17 protein-coding genes are annotated in these 15317 nt (G+C 74.1%); 9 read left to right on the top strand and 8 right to left on the bottom strand.

The window, feature by feature from the left end; all coding sequences use genetic code 11:
• Positions 1 to 9: 9 nt before the first annotated feature.
• Genes pstB through D7318_RS12440 form a run of 3 tightly spaced genes read left to right on the top strand, consistent with a single transcriptional unit; the run spans position 10 to position 2550 of the window.
• The gene (gene pstB, locus D7318_RS12450; protein WP_120697002.1) at positions 10 to 789 is read left to right on the top strand and encodes a phosphate ABC transporter ATP-binding protein PstB; all 780 of its coding nucleotides are present in this window, start codon (positions 10 to 12) and stop codon (positions 787 to 789) included.
• Between the two features lie 9 nt (positions 790 to 798).
• Entirely contained in the window at positions 799 to 1887 is a 1089-nt protein-coding gene (gene pstS, locus D7318_RS12445) for a phosphate ABC transporter substrate-binding protein PstS (protein ID WP_120697001.1), read from the top strand.
• Positions 1888 to 1920: 33 nt separating this feature from the next.
• Positions 1921 to 2550 (top strand): HAD family hydrolase, encoded by a 630-nt coding sequence (locus D7318_RS12440; RefSeq protein WP_120697000.1) that lies wholly within the window; start codon positions 1921 to 1923, stop codon positions 2548 to 2550.
• Here the strand turns inward: D7318_RS12440 and D7318_RS12435 are convergent.
• A complete protein-coding gene (locus tag D7318_RS12435; protein ID WP_120696999.1) occupies positions 2535 to 2828 on the bottom strand; it encodes a hypothetical protein in 294 nt (97 codons plus the stop codon). The two genes, D7318_RS12440 and D7318_RS12435, sit on opposite strands and share 16 nt — an antisense overlap.
• A gap of 158 nt (positions 2829 to 2986) precedes the next feature.
• Here D7318_RS12435 and D7318_RS34785 point away from each other — a divergent pair, with 158 nt between their 5' ends.
• A complete protein-coding gene (locus D7318_RS34785; protein WP_113687260.1) occupies positions 2987 to 3370 on the top strand; it encodes a cold-shock protein in 384 nt (127 codons plus the stop codon).
• A gap of 37 nt (positions 3371 to 3407) precedes the next feature.
• On the opposite strand, the gene D7318_RS12425 is transcribed toward D7318_RS34785, so the two are convergent.
• The 4 genes from D7318_RS12425 to D7318_RS12410 are packed head-to-tail and all read right to left on the bottom strand — an operon-like array spanning position 3408 to position 6955.
• Entirely contained in the window at positions 3408 to 4241 is an 834-nt protein-coding gene (locus tag D7318_RS12425; protein WP_120696998.1) for a 1,4-dihydroxy-6-naphthoate synthase, read from the bottom strand.
• Entirely contained in the window at positions 4234 to 4950 is a 717-nt protein-coding gene (locus tag D7318_RS12420; RefSeq protein ID WP_120696997.1) for a futalosine hydrolase, read from the bottom strand. The genes D7318_RS12425 and D7318_RS12420 overlap by 8 nt, the downstream gene beginning before the upstream one ends.
• 14 nt (positions 4951 to 4964) lie before the next feature.
• The gene (locus D7318_RS12415; RefSeq protein ID WP_120696996.1) at positions 4965 to 5561 is read right to left on the bottom strand and encodes a hypothetical protein; all 597 of its coding nucleotides are present in this window, start codon (positions 5559 to 5561) and stop codon (positions 4965 to 4967) included.
• 44 nt (positions 5562 to 5605) lie between these two features.
• The gene (locus tag D7318_RS12410) at positions 5606 to 6955 is read right to left on the bottom strand and encodes an MFS transporter (protein ID WP_120696995.1); all 1350 of its coding nucleotides are present in this window, start codon (positions 6953 to 6955) and stop codon (positions 5606 to 5608) included.
• A gap of 484 nt (positions 6956 to 7439) precedes the next feature.
• On the opposite strand from D7318_RS12410, the gene D7318_RS12405 reads away from it, so the two are divergent.
• Positions 7440 to 8147: a DUF3027 domain-containing protein gene (locus tag D7318_RS12405; protein WP_230423690.1), complete on the top strand. Its 708-nt coding sequence runs from the start codon at positions 7440 to 7442 to the stop codon at positions 8145 to 8147.
• Between the two features lie 78 nt (positions 8148 to 8225).
• Positions 8226 to 11375: a sacsin N-terminal ATP-binding-like domain-containing protein gene (locus tag D7318_RS12400; protein ID WP_408055479.1), complete on the top strand. Its 3150-nt coding sequence runs from the start codon at positions 8226 to 8228 to the stop codon at positions 11373 to 11375.
• Between the two features lie 46 nt (positions 11376 to 11421).
• Here the strand turns inward: D7318_RS12400 and D7318_RS12395 are convergent, their stop codons facing one another.
• Positions 11422 to 11688 (bottom strand): DUF2530 domain-containing protein, encoded by a 267-nt coding sequence (locus tag D7318_RS12395; RefSeq protein WP_120696994.1) that lies wholly within the window; start codon positions 11686 to 11688, stop codon positions 11422 to 11424.
• A gap of 134 nt (positions 11689 to 11822) precedes the next feature.
• Here D7318_RS12395 and D7318_RS12390 point away from each other — a divergent pair, with 134 nt between their 5' ends.
• The 3 genes from D7318_RS12390 (at position 11823) to thpR (ending at position 14400) form a co-directional block, all read left to right on the top strand.
• Positions 11823 to 12308 (top strand): MarR family winged helix-turn-helix transcriptional regulator, encoded by a 486-nt coding sequence (locus D7318_RS12390; RefSeq protein ID WP_120696993.1) that lies wholly within the window; start codon positions 11823 to 11825, stop codon positions 12306 to 12308.
• Positions 12309 to 12412: 104 nt separating this feature from the next.
• Positions 12413 to 13747: an MFS transporter gene (locus D7318_RS12385; protein WP_120696992.1), complete on the top strand. Its 1335-nt coding sequence runs from the start codon at positions 12413 to 12415 to the stop codon at positions 13745 to 13747.
• A 125-nt stretch (positions 13748 to 13872) separates the two neighbouring features.
• Complete coding sequence (gene thpR / locus D7318_RS12380) at positions 13873 to 14400, top strand: RNA 2',3'-cyclic phosphodiesterase (RefSeq protein ID WP_120696991.1); 528 nt, start codon at positions 13873 to 13875, stop codon at positions 14398 to 14400.
• Positions 14401 to 14534: 134 nt separating this feature from the next.
• Here the strand turns inward: thpR and D7318_RS12375 are convergent, their stop codons facing one another.
• Positions 14535 to 14999: a hypothetical protein gene (locus tag D7318_RS12375; protein ID WP_120696990.1), complete on the bottom strand. Its 465-nt coding sequence runs from the start codon at positions 14997 to 14999 to the stop codon at positions 14535 to 14537.
• A gap of 79 nt (positions 15000 to 15078) precedes the next feature.
• Positions 15079 to 15303: a DUF397 domain-containing protein gene (locus D7318_RS12370; protein WP_120696989.1), complete on the bottom strand. Its 225-nt coding sequence runs from the start codon at positions 15301 to 15303 to the stop codon at positions 15079 to 15081.
• Between the last annotated feature and the right edge of the window lie 14 nt (positions 15304 to 15317).

Raw genomic sequence — 15317 nt, 5'->3', positions numbered from 1 at the left:
CGAAGCACAGTGGCCAAGCGCATCGAGGTCAAGGGCCTCGACATCTACTACGACAAGTTCCTCGCCGTGCAGGGCGTCACGATGACGATCGAGCCGCGCTCGGTCACGGCCCTCATCGGCCCCTCGGGCTGCGGCAAGTCGACGTTCCTGCGCACCCTCAACCGCATGCACGAGCTGGTGCCCAAGGCGCGCGTCGAGGGCAAGGTCCTCATGGACGAGCAGGACCTCTACGGCGCGGGCGTCGACCCCGTCGGCGTCCGCCGCCACATCGGCATGGTGTTCCAGCGGCCCAACCCGTTCCCGACCATGTCGATCTACGACAACGTCGCGGCCGGGCTGAAGCTGAACAACAAGCGCATCAAGAAGGCCGACCTCGACGCCCTGGTGGAGCGCTCGCTGCGCTCGGCCAACCTGTGGGAGGAGGTCAAGGACCGGCTGCCCAAGCCGGGTTCGGGCCTCTCTGGCGGCCAGCAGCAGCGCCTGTGCATCGCCCGCGCGATCGCGGTGGCGCCCGACGTGCTGCTGATGGACGAGCCGTGCTCCGCGCTCGACCCCATCTCCACGCAGGCGATCGAGGACCTGATCACCGAGCTGAAGGAGCAGTACACGATCGTCATCGTGACCCACAACATGCAGCAGGCGCAGCGGGTCAGCGACGTCACCGGCTTCTTCAACCTCAAGGCCATCGGCGAGCCCGGCGGGCTCGTGGAGATCGACACCACGACCAAGATCTTCACCAACCCGGCGAACCAGTCCACCGAGGACTATGTCTCGGGCCGCTTCGGCTGAGCACCTGCCATGCGCAACCGGCTCGTCCGCGCCGCCGCGCCCGCCGCGGCGGCCGCCGTTCTGCTCGCCATGTGCGCCGGGTGCTCCGGGGGCGGTGACGGTGAAGGCACCGTCACCCGGGGCACGCTCACCGGCGAGCTCACGGGCTCGGGGGCGACGTTCCCCGACCCGCTGTTCCAGGAGTGGATGTCCTACTACAGCGAGTCGATCGAGACCCGGGTCTCCATCGACTACCACGCCGTCGGCTCGGGCGGCGGCATCGAGCAGTTCCTCTCGGACACCGTGGACTTCGGCTCGTCCGAGCGCTACCTCCAGGAGAGCGAGCTGACGGTGGCGGGCGACGTGCGCGGCTGCGCGGCCGTCCAGTTCCCCGTCGTCTTCGGCGCGGTGGTCATCGCGCTGAACGACGACGCGCTCGACGGCCTGATCCTCACCTCCGAGGTGATCGCGCGGGTCTACGACCGGCAGATCACGCACTACGACGACCCGGCGATCGCCGCACTCAACCCCGGCATGGAGCTCCCGCACGAGGAGATCGTCCCCGTGCACCGCTCGGACGGCTCGGGCACGACGTATGTCTTCACCCGCTATCTGACCACCGAGGTCGGCTTCTGGGCCGAGGAGTACGCCGAGGGCACGGACATCGACTGGCACGCCGACACCCTGGGCGGCGAGGGCAACGAGGGCGTGGCGCGCGGCGTCACGGAGAACCCGGGCGGCCTCGGCTATGTCAACCAGTCCTACGCCCTGAGCGCCGGGCTCGCCACGGCCCGCGTGGTCAACGAGGACGGCGTGCCGATCGAGCCCACCCTGGCCGCCACCACGGCGGCGTCCGAAGAGGCCGAGATCCCCGACGACTTCCAGTTCACCATCGACGACATCGGCGGCGATGGCTACCCCATCACCGGCGCCAACTGGATCTTCGCCTACGAGTGCGGCTACGACGACGAAACGGCCGCGCTGCTGCGGGACTTCTGGACCTGGGCCCTCGAGGACACCCAGGCGGATCGTTTCGCCGCGGAGTTGGGCTACGCGCCCATGGGCCGTGACCTCAAGGAGCGCGTGATCCGCGAGATCGCCCGTGTCAACTCCCGCTGAGGCCGCCGGGTCAGGGCCTGGCACCATGGCCGTATGCGCCACACCCCGCACCGCCAGGCCCTGACCGTCGGATTCGACCTCGACATGACGCTCATCGACTCGCGCCCCGGCATCAGGGCGACCTATCTCGCCCTCTCGGCCGAGACGGGCGTCCCCATCGACGCCGACCTGGCGGTGACCCGTCTGGGGCCGCCGCTCGAGCAGGAGTTGGCGCACTGGTTCCCGGCGGAGCGCATCGCGGACGTGGGCGACCGTTACCGCGCCATGTATGTGACGCACGCCATCGCCGCGACCCCCGCGCTGCCGGGCGCGCGCGAGGCGATCGCCGCGGTGCACGCGGCCGGCGCCCGGGCGATAGTGGTCACCGCCAAGCACCAGCCCAACGCCAAGCTGCACATGGAGCACCTCGGCCTCGCCCCCGACGCGGTCGTCGGCTCGCTGTGGGCCGAGGCCAAGGGCGAGGCGCTGCGCGCGCACGACGCCGCGGTCTACGTCGGCGACCACGTCGGGGACGTGCGCGGCGCGCGGGCCGCGGGCGCGGTCTCGGTCGCCGTGGCCACCGGGCCCTGCCCCGCCGACGAGCTGCGCGAGGCGGGCGCCGACACGGTGATGCCCGACCTCATGGGCTTCCCCGCCTGGCTCGACGCCTACCTCGCCGCCTGAGCGCCGGCCCGCTCCCGCATCGCCGCCCGGTCGCGGCGCCGCTGGTGGACCACGGAACGGCCGAGGCCCGCCCCCGCGATCGCGAAGCCGACGCCCATCAGCATCGACACCAGATAGGCCGCGGTGGGCAGCGGCTCCGCGCCGACGAACAGCGGCACCACCGTCGCCAGCGTCGCCACCGCGCCCACGCCGAACACCACGCCGCCGACGCGCACCAGCGCGTCCCCCGGATTCGACACGTCGCTCTCGCTCACCCCTCCAGGGTCGCAGGCGCGCATACTCGCGCTGACCGGGGGGCAGTGATCCTCCGAAACGGCCCGGCGGCATCTTGTCACCGGGCCCGGGGCGATTAGCCTGGGAGGCGGCGGGGCTGGTTCTTCGAAAGATTCCCAGGTCCGCCTCATTGTTATGGAAACGAGTGCGAGGACGAGGACACGTGCCTACCGGCAAGGTCAAGTGGTTCAACAGCGAGAAGGGCTTCGGCTTCCTTTCCCGTGACGACGGCGGCGATGTCTTCGTGCACTCATCGGCCCTGCCCAGCGGAGTCGAGGCGCTGCGCCCAGGGCAGCGCGTCGAGTTCGGCGTGGTGGCGGGCCAGCGCGGTGACCAGGCGCTCTCCGTGACGTTGCTCGACCCCGTGCCCTCGGTCGCCGCGGCCCAGCGGCGCAAGCCGGACGAGCTGGCGTCGATCGTCCAGGACCTCACCACCCTGCTCGACGGCGTCTCCCAGCAGCTGGAGCGCGGACGTTACCCCGAGAAGGCCAGCGGCAGGAAGATCGCCGGGATGCTCAGGGCCGTCGCCGACCAGCTCGACGTCTGACCGCCCCCGCCGAGCCCCGGACGCCCCTCCCGCCGCCTCACAGCGTGACCCGTGGCACCAGGCCCACATCGGCCGCCCTCGTCAGCAGCTCCCCGACCGCCGCGTGGCCCGCCGCGCCCAGGTCCTCGGTGAACTCGTTGACATACAGGTCGATGTGGGCCTGGGCCACGGATGGCTCCATCTCCTGGGCGTGGGCGAGCACATAGTCCCGGCTGGCCGCCGGGTCCGCCCACGCGTGCCGCACCGAGGCGCGGATGGCGTCGGTGACCTCGGCGATCCGCCGCTCGCCCAGCGACCGCCTGGCGACGATCGCGCCCAGCGGGATGGGGTGCCCCGTGGTCCCCTCCCAGAACTCCCCGAGGTCGGCCAGGCGCGTCAGCCCGTAGCGCCGGAACGTGAAACGCGCCTCGTGGATGACGAGCCCCGCGTCCACGCGCCCGTCCCGCACGGCGGGCATGATCTCGTGGAACGGCATCACCCGCACCTCGCCCACCCCGCCGGGGACATGGTCGGCGACCCAGAGCCGGAACAGCAGATAGGCCGTGGACCGCTCGGCGGGCACGGCCACGGTCCTCCCCGCGAGATCGGACGCCTCGACCTCCCCGGCGGTGAGCACGAGCGGCCCGCAGCCCCGGCCCAGCGCGCCGCCGCACGGCAGCAGCGCGTAGGTGTCGAGGACATAGGGCAGCACGGCGTAGGAGACCTTGAGCAGGTCGCCGTCGCCGCGCTCGGCGAGGCCGTTGGTGATGTCGATGTCGGCGAACGTCACGTCCACCGGCGGGGCGCCGGGCACCAGGCCGTGGGCCCAGGCGTGGAAGACGAAGGTGTCGTTGGGGCAGGGCGAGTAGGCGATGCCGAGCGGGTCAGCCACGGCGTTCCTCCCAGGAGTCGACAACGGGCCAGAGCGCGGCGCACGCCTCCGTGAGCGCCGCCAGTGCCTCGGGGACGCGCCAGGCGGAGCGGTCGCGCGGGCCCACCGCGTTGGAGACGGCCCGCACCTCGAGGGCGGGAACGCCGTGCAGCGCGGCGGCGCTCGCCACCCCGAACCCCTCCATCGCCTCGGCCACGGCGCCCACATGACGCCCCGCGAGCTCGGCGGCGCGGTCGGCGGTGCCGGTCACGGTGGAGACGGAGAGCACGGGCCCGTGCGCGGATCCCGTGGCGGCGGCGACGGCGCGGGCCAGCGCCTCGGGCGGCTGACGGACCACCAGGCCGAAGCCGAGGGCCGCCGCGTCGGCGAAGCCCTCGCCGGTCTCGCCGCCCAGGTCGGCGGCCACCATCGACGAGGCCACCACGGTGGACCCGACGGGCGCGGCGGGCGCGAAGCCGCCCGCGATGCCCGCGGAGATCACCAGGTCGTAGGGGTCGGCGGCGAGCGCGAGCGCCGTCGCGGTCCCCGCGGCGGCGAGCGAGGGGCCGACGCCGGCGGCCAGCGCGTCCACGGCGAGGCCCGTTCCCGCGGGGGCGAAGCGGTGCGGGACCAGCCCGCCGCGCAGCGGCGAGGGCACGGAGGCGGCGGCCCCCCGCACCGCGTCGCGCTCTGCCGGGACCGCGGTGACCACCAGGACGCGCTTCGGCATGGCGGCGGACCCCGTCAGTCCCCGGCCGAACCGGGCGTCAGCTCGGCGTTCCACACGCCCCTGAACGTCCCGAACAGCCGCTCGTCCAGCTCCGCCTGAGTGGTCGACGCGAAGAGCCGCTCGGCGTCGAAGTCGTCGCTGACCTGCGCGACCGAGATCAGCAGCGGCTCGGGCGAGGCCACGGGGCTCACCGATGTCTCGGCCCGCATCGGCGTCCCCGCGAGGTCGTCCACGTCGAACGTCTGATAGGTCGAGGTGTAGGGGATCACCTCGTGCAGGACCCCGTTGACCAGCAGGAGCCAGCCGCTGTCCGCGACCTCCCGGTCGACCCCCACGCGGAACGTGTCGCCCGGCTCGACCGTGAACGACGGCGCGCCCTTCGCCTCCGCCCTGCACTCCCTGCCGCGCTCGGGGGTCAGCGTGTCGCCGCCGTGCCCCCAGCAGTCGTCGGGGGCCTCGGTGGACGCGGTGCGTGAGCCGAGCGTGAAGTGGGCGATGGGGCTGGGCTTCTGGCAGCCCACCAGGACCGCGAGGCCCAGCGGGACGGCGCCGAGGGCGACGGCGGCGCGGAAGGCCCTGCGGCGGCCGAGGTGCGTGGCGAACGCGGTCATAGCGGCAGGTTAACCCGGGTGTGCGGGCCGTTTCGCCGCCGGGGTCACCTGACGCGGGGGGTCGGCGAGCCGCGCCGCGCGGCGGACACCAGGCCGCGCAGCGACAGCACGGTCCCGAGGGCCACGACGCACGCGGCGGCGGACATGCCGAGCGTGCCGTTGAGCGGCAGCGAGATCCCTATGGCACCGCCCGCGACCCACGCCATCTGGAGCGATGTCTCGGAGCGGGCGAACGCCGACGTGCGCACCACCTCGGGCACGTCACGCTGGATCATCGCGTCGAGCGACAGCTTCCCCAGCGCCTGGCAGAACCCCGCGGCCGCGCACACCGCCACCACGGTGACGGTCAGATAGCTGGCCGCGGCGGTGATGGTGAGCCCCAGCGCGATCAGCAGCACGATCAGCAGGATCAGCTCGGGCGCGCGGTCGCGGATCCAGTTCCCCATGACGTTGCCCAGGGCGTTGCCCGTGCCCGCGGCGACGCCGACCACGCCGAGGGAGAACGCGGCGGTGAGCGCGCCGAGCGGCTCGTTGCGCAGGAGGAAGGCGAGGAAGAACAGCAGGAAGCCGGAGAGGCCGCGGAGCGAGGCGTTGGCGAGCAGCGCCTTGAGCACCGGCGAGTCCACCGCCCGCAGCACCCCGCCGCGGCCGCCGTCCTCCTTGGTGCTCGCCGCCGCGGCCCGCGCCTCGGCCAGCTCGGCGAGGTGCACGCGCCGCTCGCCGCGCGCCAGGTCGACCTGGCCCGGCAGCCTGAACGACATGAACGCGCCGATCACTGTGATCACACACGCCCCGTAGAGCGGCCAGCGCTCGCCGATGGCGTTGAGGCCGAGGCCGATGGGCGCGGCGGCGCCCGCGGAGATGAGCCCGGTGAGCGTGATGCGGGCGTTGGCCTTCACGAGCGAGACGCGCTGCGGCAGGAGGCGGGGGACGACGGCGGATCTGACGATGTTGTACGCCTTGGAGCACACCATGACGCCGAGCGCGGCCGGGTAGAGCCCGATGCTGTCGGTGGTCACGGCGCCCGCGATGACGAGCGCGAGCCCGCCGCGCGCCAGCAGCGCCCCGGCCATCGCGGCGCGGCGGCCGTGCGGGAGCCGGTCGAGCAGGGGGCCGATGACGGGCGCGAGCAGGATGAAAGGCGCCATCGTCACGGCCAGGTAGAGCGCGACCCGGCCGCGGGCCTCGTCGGTGGGGACGGAGAAGAAGATGGTGGAGGCGAGCGCCAGCGTGATGAGCGCGTCGCCCATCGAGTGCACGGCGTGCAGCTCGATCAGCTTGGCCAGGCCCGACTCCCCGGCGCCGTGCGCGTGCGTGGCCCTGCGGATCCGGCGCCCGACGGCCAGCGGGATGGCGGGCAGGGCACGACCGGCCGCCCGGACTGTCCGGAGCATGACCCCGGAGCCGGATCCTTTCTTCGCGTCCGACGAGCTGCCAGCAGCCACGGCGCAAGCCTAGGCCCTGTCAGGGCGATCTCCGAGGACAAGTCGGCGTCGTCGGACGCGGGCCCCTCCACCGGCGTTCGTCGGCGCTTCCCCGCGGGCGCGGGCCACGCGGCGGGCGCCACTCCGGTTGCGGTAGCGTGGGCGAACGGTGCGCCTTGCCTCGTTCAGCGCGACGTTCGCAGCGGTCCCGTGTCCGCTCCGTCGGCTCCGTTCGCCTCCAGGCGCCCGCACCGGACTAACGGCGTAGGAGTGAGGGTTTGTGAGCGACGGGCGCGCGGCAGCCGGGCCGCAGGATGAGATCGAAGGCGCTGCCGCGCCGCGCGGCCGGAGCAGCGAGCGAGAAGGCACGGCGAGCGACGGGCGTGCGGCGGACGGGCCGCAGGAACAGACGGGGGCCGAGCAGCCGTCCCGGGGGCGGGCGGCGCCCGACCGGTTGTGCGCCGAGGCCGTCGAGTTGGCGCGCGAGGCCGCCGAGCAGGCCGCGCACCCGCATCCGCTCGGCGCGTATCTGGGCCTGGTCACCGAGGCGGACCGGCTGGTCACCCACCTCTTCGAGAGCCGCGAGCCCGGCTACCCGGGCTGGCGCTGGGGGGTCACGGTCACGCGCGCGGCGCGGGCGCGTTATGTCACGGTCGACGAGGTCGCGCTGACGCCGGGGCCCGACGCGTTGCTCGCTCCCGACTGGGTGCCGTGGAGCAAGCGGCTGCGGCCCGGCGACATGGGCCCTGGCGACCTGCTGCCCACCGAGGGCGACGACCCGCGCCTCGAGGCGGGGTTCGTGTCGGACGCCCCCGAGACCGAGCCCGCGGAGGTCGCGTCCGAGCTGGGGCTCGGGCGGCCGAGGGTGCTCGCGTGGGTCGGGCTCCAGGACGCGGCGGACCGCTGGGAGGAGCACTACGGGCCGCGCACGCCGATGGCGCAGGCCGCCCCGGCGTCCTGTGTGAGCTGTGGGTTCCTGCTGCCGATGGCGGGGGCGCTGCGGCAGGCGTTCGGCGTGTGCGCCAACGAGTTCTCGCCCGCCGACGGGCACGTGGTGTCCCTCGCCTACGGCTGCGGCGGTCACTCGGAGGCGGCGGTCATGCCCGAGCCCCAGGTCCCGGCCCCGCCGGTGATCGACCACCTGGGCGCCGACCCGCTGTAACGGTTCCTCCGTGCCCCGCCCGTCATCGGGCGCATCCGACGGCGGGCGGCCCCCGCGGCACCCGGTACTGTCGCACCCGTGAGCATCCACGACTCAGGCGACGCGGGCGACACGGACGGCCCGGGCGACCTCTTCGAGACCGGGCGGCTGCGGCGCGCCGTGCTGACCGCGTGGACCGCGTCCCCCGCCCGGTTCAGGGAGGACGCCAACGCCGAGGAGGATCTCGCGCGGGGCGGCTACCGTGACCGCCTCGTCGTCGAGTTGGCGCAGAACGCCGCCGACGCCGCGGCCCGCGCCGACTGCCAGGGGCGGCTGCTGCTCGCGCTGCGGGACGGCGTGCTGACCGTGGCCAACACGGGCAAGCCGCTCGACGCCGCGGGCGTCGAGTCGCTGTCCACGCTGCGCGCCTCGGCCAAGCGTGAGGGCGAGGCCACCGTCGGGCGGTTCGGCGTCGGCTTCGCGGCCGTGCTCGCCGTCAGCGACGAGCCGGCGATCGTCGGGGTCGCGGGGGGCGTGCGCTGGTCGCTCGCCGAGGCCACCGATCTCGCCAGGGCCGCGGGCGCGGAGAACGCCGGGCTGCTCGGCGAGTTGGAGCGCAGGTCGGGGCACAGGCACGCCGTTCCGCTGCTGCGGCTGCCGCTGCCGCTCGCGGACGCCACCGTGCCCGACGGCTATGACACGGCGGTCGTCCTGCCGTTGCGCGACGCGGCAGCCGAGGACCTGGCGACGCGGCTGCTCGACGCGGTGGACGACACGTTGCTGCTGACGCTGCCGGGGCTGACCGAGGTCACGGTCGTCACGGCGGGCGGGACGCGTTCGCTCGCGCGGCGGCAGTTCGGCTCGTACACGCAGATCACCGAGGAGCCGGGGCCCGCCGGGCTCGCCGTGCGCTCCACGCGCTGGCGGGTGGCCACGGCCGAGGGCGAGGCGGAGCCCGCGCTGCTGGCCGACCGGCCCATCGAGGAGCGGGAGCGCCGCCACTGGTCGGTCACCTGGGCCGTCCCTGTCGACGCCGAGGGCGCGCCCGCGGCGCCCGCGAGCCCGCCCGTGGTGCACGCGCCCACCCCGACCGACGACGCGCTCGGCCTGCCCGCGCTGCTGATCGCCAGCTTCCCCCTCGAGCCCACCCGCCGCCATGTCGCCCCTGGCCCGCTGACCGACTTCCTGCTGGCCCGCGCCGCCGAGACCTATGCCGCGCTGCTCGCCGAGTGGCGCCCGGTGACGAGCGACATCCTCGACCTGGTGCCGGGGCCGCTGGGCCGTGGCGAGCTCGACGGCGCGCTGCGCGCCCTGCTGCTCGACCTGCTGCCGGGCACGGCGTTCCTGCCGAGCGCCGCCGCCGCGCCGGGCCCCGAGGAGCCGGAGAGCGAGATCCCCGCCGCGCTGCGCCCCACGGAGGCGGAGCTGGTGGAACGCGCCGGGGCCGAGACCGTGGACGTGCTGGCCGAGCTGTTCCCCGTGCTGCTGCCCGCCGGGCTCGAACGCCGGGCCGAGCTACGGGTGTTGGAGGTGTCCCGGGTCTCGCTCGGCGAGATCGTCGACCGGCTCGCCGGGGTCGAAAGGCCCGCCGCGTGGTGGTGGCGCCTCTACGAGTCGCTGTCAGGCGTCGACCCCGAGCTGCTGACGGGCCTTCCCGTGCCGTTGGCCGACGGGCGCACGACGATCGGCCCGCGCCGCGTCCTGCTGCCCGCGCCGGGCACCGAGCCCGAGGGCCTGGGCCGCCTCGGCCTGAAGGTGGCGCACCCGGACGCCGCCCATCCGCTGCTCGAGAAGCTGGGCGCGCAGCCCGCGACGCCGCGCGCGGTGCTCTCGACGCCGCAGGTGCGTTCCGCCGTGGCCGCGTCGGACGACGTGGAGGTGTGGGACGAGGACGCGATCCCGGCGGCGGAGCTGGCCGAGACGGTCATCGCGCTGGTCCGCGACGCGGGGTTGGAGCCGGGCGACGAGCCGTGGCTCGCCGCGCTCGTGCTGCCCGACGAGGACGGCGACCTGGTCCCCGCGGGCGAGCTGGTCTTCCCCGGCAGCGTCTTCGAAGAGGTCATCCGCGAGGGCGAGCTGGCCGTGTGCGACCCGGAGTTCGCCGCCCGCTGGGGCGAGGGGCCGCTGGCCGCCGTGGGCGTGCAGGCCGACTTCGCGCTGATAACCGCCGCCGATGTGGTGCTCGACCCCGACGAGTTGGAGCCGCGCGACACCGACTGGGCCGAGCCGGACGACGTGGGGCTGCTCTACGGCGTGGACGCGTGGTGCGAGGACACCCTCGACGCCCTGCCCGAGGCGCCGCTGCCGCCGGTGGCCGCCGAGGTGGTGGCCGTGCGCGACCTCGAGCTGGTGGACGACGACCAGTGGCCGCGCGTGCTCGCCCTGCTGTCGCGGCCCGCGCTGCGCGAGGCGCTGACCGCGCCCGTGCGGGTGCGGATGCCCGACGGCACGGTGGAACGCGCCCGCCCCTACACCGCGTGGTGGCTGCGGAGCGCGCCCGTGCTCGACGGGCGCCGCCCCGCGGGGCTGCGCTCCGCCTCGGGCGACCCGCTGCTCGCCGGGCTCTACGAGGAGGCGGACACCGCCGAGGTGGACGCCGAGGTGCTGCACGCGCTCGGCGTGCGCACCACGGCGCGCGCGCTGCTCGCCGAGCCGGGGGGCGCCGCCGACCTGCTCGGCCGCCTCGCCGACCCCGAGCTTCCGGTGACCCCGGCCCAACTCCACGGCCTGTACGCCCTGTTGGCCGAGCTGGACCCCGATGAGGTCACGCTGCCCGACCAGGTGCGGGCGGTGGTGGACGGCGAGCCGCGCGTGGTGGACGCGTCGGAGGCGCTCGTCGCGGACGCGCCCGACCTGCTGCCGCTCGCGACGGGGCGCGCGTTGCTGCCCGTGCCGCCCGCGCTGGCCGCCGCGCTCGCCACGGTGCTCGACGTCCGCCCGCTGGGCGCGGCGCTCGCGGCCGAGCCGCCGGGCGACGGGACCGAGCGCGACGTGCCGGAGGCGGCGCGCGAGCTGCTCGGGCCCGGCACGCCGACGCGTTATGTCGAGCACGACGAGCTGGTCGTCGACGGCGTCGAGCTCGACTGGCGCCTGCCGCGGAGCGGCGTGCTGCACGCGGCGACGTTCGAGGGCCTGGCGGCGGGCCTCGCCTGGGCGACGGGCCAGTGGCCCCGCCGCTTCGAGCTGGCCGCGCTCCTGGAGGACCCGTCGCGGGCGGAGGAGCTGGAAACGGCGCGCTGGTTCGACTGAGCGCCGCCGCGGACCGACGTCGCGACTCCGGGGGCGACCCCGGGGATCAGTCCGCCGCCTCGCCGCGCGCCGCCGCGATGGCCGCCTCGCGGCGGCGCACATACACCAGGCCGAGGAGCCCGAGCGCGGCCCCCGCCAGGCACGTCCACAGCCACCACGTGTGCCCGCGGTCCGCGAACCAGCCGTAGAACGGGATCTGGACGACGAACAGCACCGCCCACACGGTCGTCCCCACCAGGATCGTGGTCGGGACGTCGCCCTCGAGAGGCTCGGGGGCCTCCCGCTTGCCGCTTGTCAGGTCACCCCAGCGCATCCTCGCAGCCTACCGGCGGCTCGTGCGGCGGGCGTGGCCCGTTCCGGTTCACTCCAACGCGCAAGCGGGAATGTACATCGTCGTATCTTCGGCTATATTTCGTTAGGAAAGCTAACGAGCGATGGCGGTCCCCGATGCCCCACGATGACGATGTCGCCGGTGCCGAGGTCGACGAGGTCGACGGTGCCGATGACGGCGACGACGGCGATGACGACGCGGTCAACACGCTGCGCATCGGCGTGCTCAGGCTCTCGCGTCGCATGCGGCACATCAGCGGGGACCGCGCGCTGAGCCTCGCCGAGCTGTCCGCGCTCGGCACCCTCGCCCGGTGCGGTCCGATGACCCCGGGCGAGCTGGCCCGCAAGGAGCATGTGCAGCCGCCGTCGATGACCCGCATCATCGCGCTGCTCCAGGAGCGTGGCCTGGTCGCCATGGAGGCCCACCCCGGCGATCGGCGGCAGAAGGTCGTCGGCGCCACGGACGAGGCCGAGGCCATGCTGCGGGCGAGCAGGGCCCAGCGCAACGAGTGGCTGGCGCAGCTCGTCGGCCAGCTCGACGAGGAGGAGTGGGCCGCGCTGCGCGCCGCCGCTCCCGTGCTGCACAAGCTCGCCCATCTCTAGCTTCCTTCCCATAAACCCCTCGAGCTTCCCGTAAACCCCCTCGAGCCGTCCCCACGGGGACCCATGCGAAAGACAGGACAAGACCGCGCAAAGGAGAGTCACCCTTGAGTCCGGGACCCGGAGCTGACTCCGCACCCGCATCCCTGACCACGACCGACGCCATATCCACCTTCAGCTCCTTCAGGGTTCGCAACTACCGGTTGCACTTCTTCGGCTCGTCCGTGTCGAACATCGGCACATGGATGCAGCGCATAGCCCAGGACTGGCTGGTCCACGAGCTGACCGGCTCCGCCGCCGCCGTCGGCATCACCACGGCGTTGCAGTTCCTGCCGATGCTGCTGTTCGGCCTCTACGGCGGCGTGCTCGCCGACCGCCTCGACAAGCGGAAGCTGCTGCTCGGGACGCAGGCCGTCATCGGCCTCGCCGGACTGACCCTGGCCGTCCTCACGTTCAGCGACGTGGTGAACGTCTACCACGTGTACGCCCTCTCGCTCGTCGTCGGCCTGGCGACGGTCGTCGACAACCCCGCGCGGCAGGCGATGGTCTCCGAGATCGTCGGCCCCGCCCTGCTGCGCAACGCCGTCTCGCTGAACTCCGCCAACTTCCAGTCCGCCCGCCTGATCGGCCCCGCCGTCGCGGGCGTCGTGATCACCACCGTCGGCAGCGGGTGGGCGTTCCTCTACAACGGGCTCTCGTTCATCGCCCCGATCACCGGGCTGCTGATGATGCGCGCCTCCGAGTTCACGCCGACCGAACGGGCCCCCCGGCACAAGGGACAGCTGCGCGAGGGCCTGCGCTACGTCGGCAGCCGACCCGAGCTGCTGTGGCCTATCGTGCTCATGGGGTTCATCGGCACGTTCGGCTACAACTTCCCGATCTGGCTCGTCGCCTTCACCGACGGCGTCTTCCACGCGGACGCGGGCACCTACGGCCTGCTGAACTCGCTCATGGCCATCGGCTCCGTCGTCGGCGCGCTGCTCGCCGCCCGCCGCGGCAGCCGCAGGATGCGGTTCACGGTGGCCGCGGCCGGGATGTTCGCCGCGATGCTGCTGCTCTCGGCGGTGGCGCCGACGTTCCTGCTGTTCGCGGCGCTGATGCCGGTGGTCGGGCTGGCCGGGATGACGTTCCAGGTGACCGCGAACACCGGGCTCCAGATCAACAGCGACCCGACGATGCGCGGCCGCGTGCTCAGCCTGATGATGATGGTCTTCGTCGGCGGAACGCCCATCGGCGGGCCGCTCATGGGCTGGCTGTGCGACGAGTTCGGCGCCCGGGTCGGGCTGCTCTTCGGCGGGTCGGTGTGCGCCCTGGCCTCGCTCGGGGTGGCGCTCGTCCTGGCCAGGATCGGCGGCCTGCGGCTGCGGATCAGCCTGCGGCCCGGGCAGCGCGGCGTCGCGCTCGTGCCGCGGGACCCGGAGGAGCTGACGGCCACGGCGTGAGGCGGCGGTCGGTGACGGGGACGGTGCGTGGACATCTCGGGCCCGTCGCCGGGCGCCCCCTAGGGTGTGGGGCGGGGCGTGAGGGTGAGCGTGCCCGCCGGTCTGATCGTCGCTTTGGGGAGTGTATGGGACACAGACTGTTCGCCGCGGTGCTGCCCCCGCGGGGGGCGATGGCCGAGGTCGCGCGCGCGGCCGACGCGCTGCTCGCGGTGCCGGGCGCGGAGCGGCTGCGGTGGCGGGAACGCGCCGGATGGCATGTGACGCTGGCGTTCTACGGCGACCTGGCGGCGGACCAGGTGCTGGCGTTGACGGGGCGGCTCGCGGAAGTGGCGCGGGAGAGCGAGCCGTTCGGGCTGCGGCTCGCGGGGGGCGGCACGTTCGGCGACAGCACGCTGTGGGTGGGGCTGGGCGGCCAGACGGTCGCCCTGGCGGGCCTGGCCGCGGCGGTGGGCCCCGGCGTGGAGGCGCACGACGAGTACCGCCCGCACCTGACCCTGGCCCGCGCGCCGCGCCCCCCGGTCCCGCTGGCGCCGTTCGCCGCGCTGCTCTCCGGCTTCTCGGGCGCGGGGTGGCCGGTGGAGCGGATCGTGCTGATGCGCAGCGAGAACGGGCGGTACACCGAGCACGGCGCGTGGGAGCTGGGCGTACGGTGAGGGGGTGAACGCGAAGACGAGGACCCGCATCGTGACGGCGGCGTTCGTCCTGCTCCTGGCCGCGGTCGCGCTGGGCGCGGCACTGGGCTGAGGCACGGGGCGACGGCACGGGGCGACGGCCGGGCGCGGGTGGCCTACCTGGCAGGGCAGGGCAGGGTGGGGCGGGTGTGGTTGGGGGAGCACGTCACCAGGGCGACGGAGTGGAAGACGGTGCCCTTGACGTAGTGGCCGAGCGACACGTCACCGCCCCGGGCCAGCCGTTCCACGGCGGCCTTCACGCGGGCGGTCAGGCGCGTCGCGTCCCGGTCGCCCGCGGAGGCGTACCTGGGGGCGAGCTCGGCGAGCCGGAGATCAAGCCACTCTCCCGCCTCCTTCGGCTCGGTCCACGTTCCGCGGATGACGGCGGTGGGCTTCATGAGCCAGAGCGCCGTCTCCAGCGGGGGCACCTCGCTGGTGGGGAACTCGGCCGCGGCGCGGCGGTACCGTTCGATGACGTCCTGCGGACTCTGGGGCGTCGGCTCCCGTTCCACCGGCCTGCGGGTGCCCTCCCTGTCGAACGTGGCCTTCTCGCCGAGCCATTCGTAGCCGTGGATGTGCACTGCCGCTCCGCTCAGGAGGATGGCGACGGCCCTGACCTCGGCGTACGGGGCAGGGCCGTCGGCTCTGGTGTCGTACGGGCTACGCGGAGAGGCCGAACCGCGCCGGGTCGACACCGGCCGCGTCCAGCTCGGCGGTGGTGAACCTCAGCGGCTCCGCCTCGGGCCGCTTGCTGTCACCCATGGCCCAGACACCGGGGCCGATGGCGGCGAGCGTCACGCACGCCTCGCCGTCGGGGTGGGTGTTGCCACCGCACGCGGGAAAGAAAGAGGCGTCGTCGATGTCCAGCGCGTACAGGTCGCTCATCGTCGTCCTTCCTG

Source organism: Streptomyces radicis, from assembly GCF_003626575.1.
Lineage (GTDB): Bacteria > Actinomycetota > Actinomycetes > Streptomycetales > Streptomycetaceae > Streptomyces > Streptomyces radicis.
The sequence above is the reverse complement of the archived record's forward strand: the minus strand, read 5'-3'. Positions and strand labels throughout refer to the sequence as shown.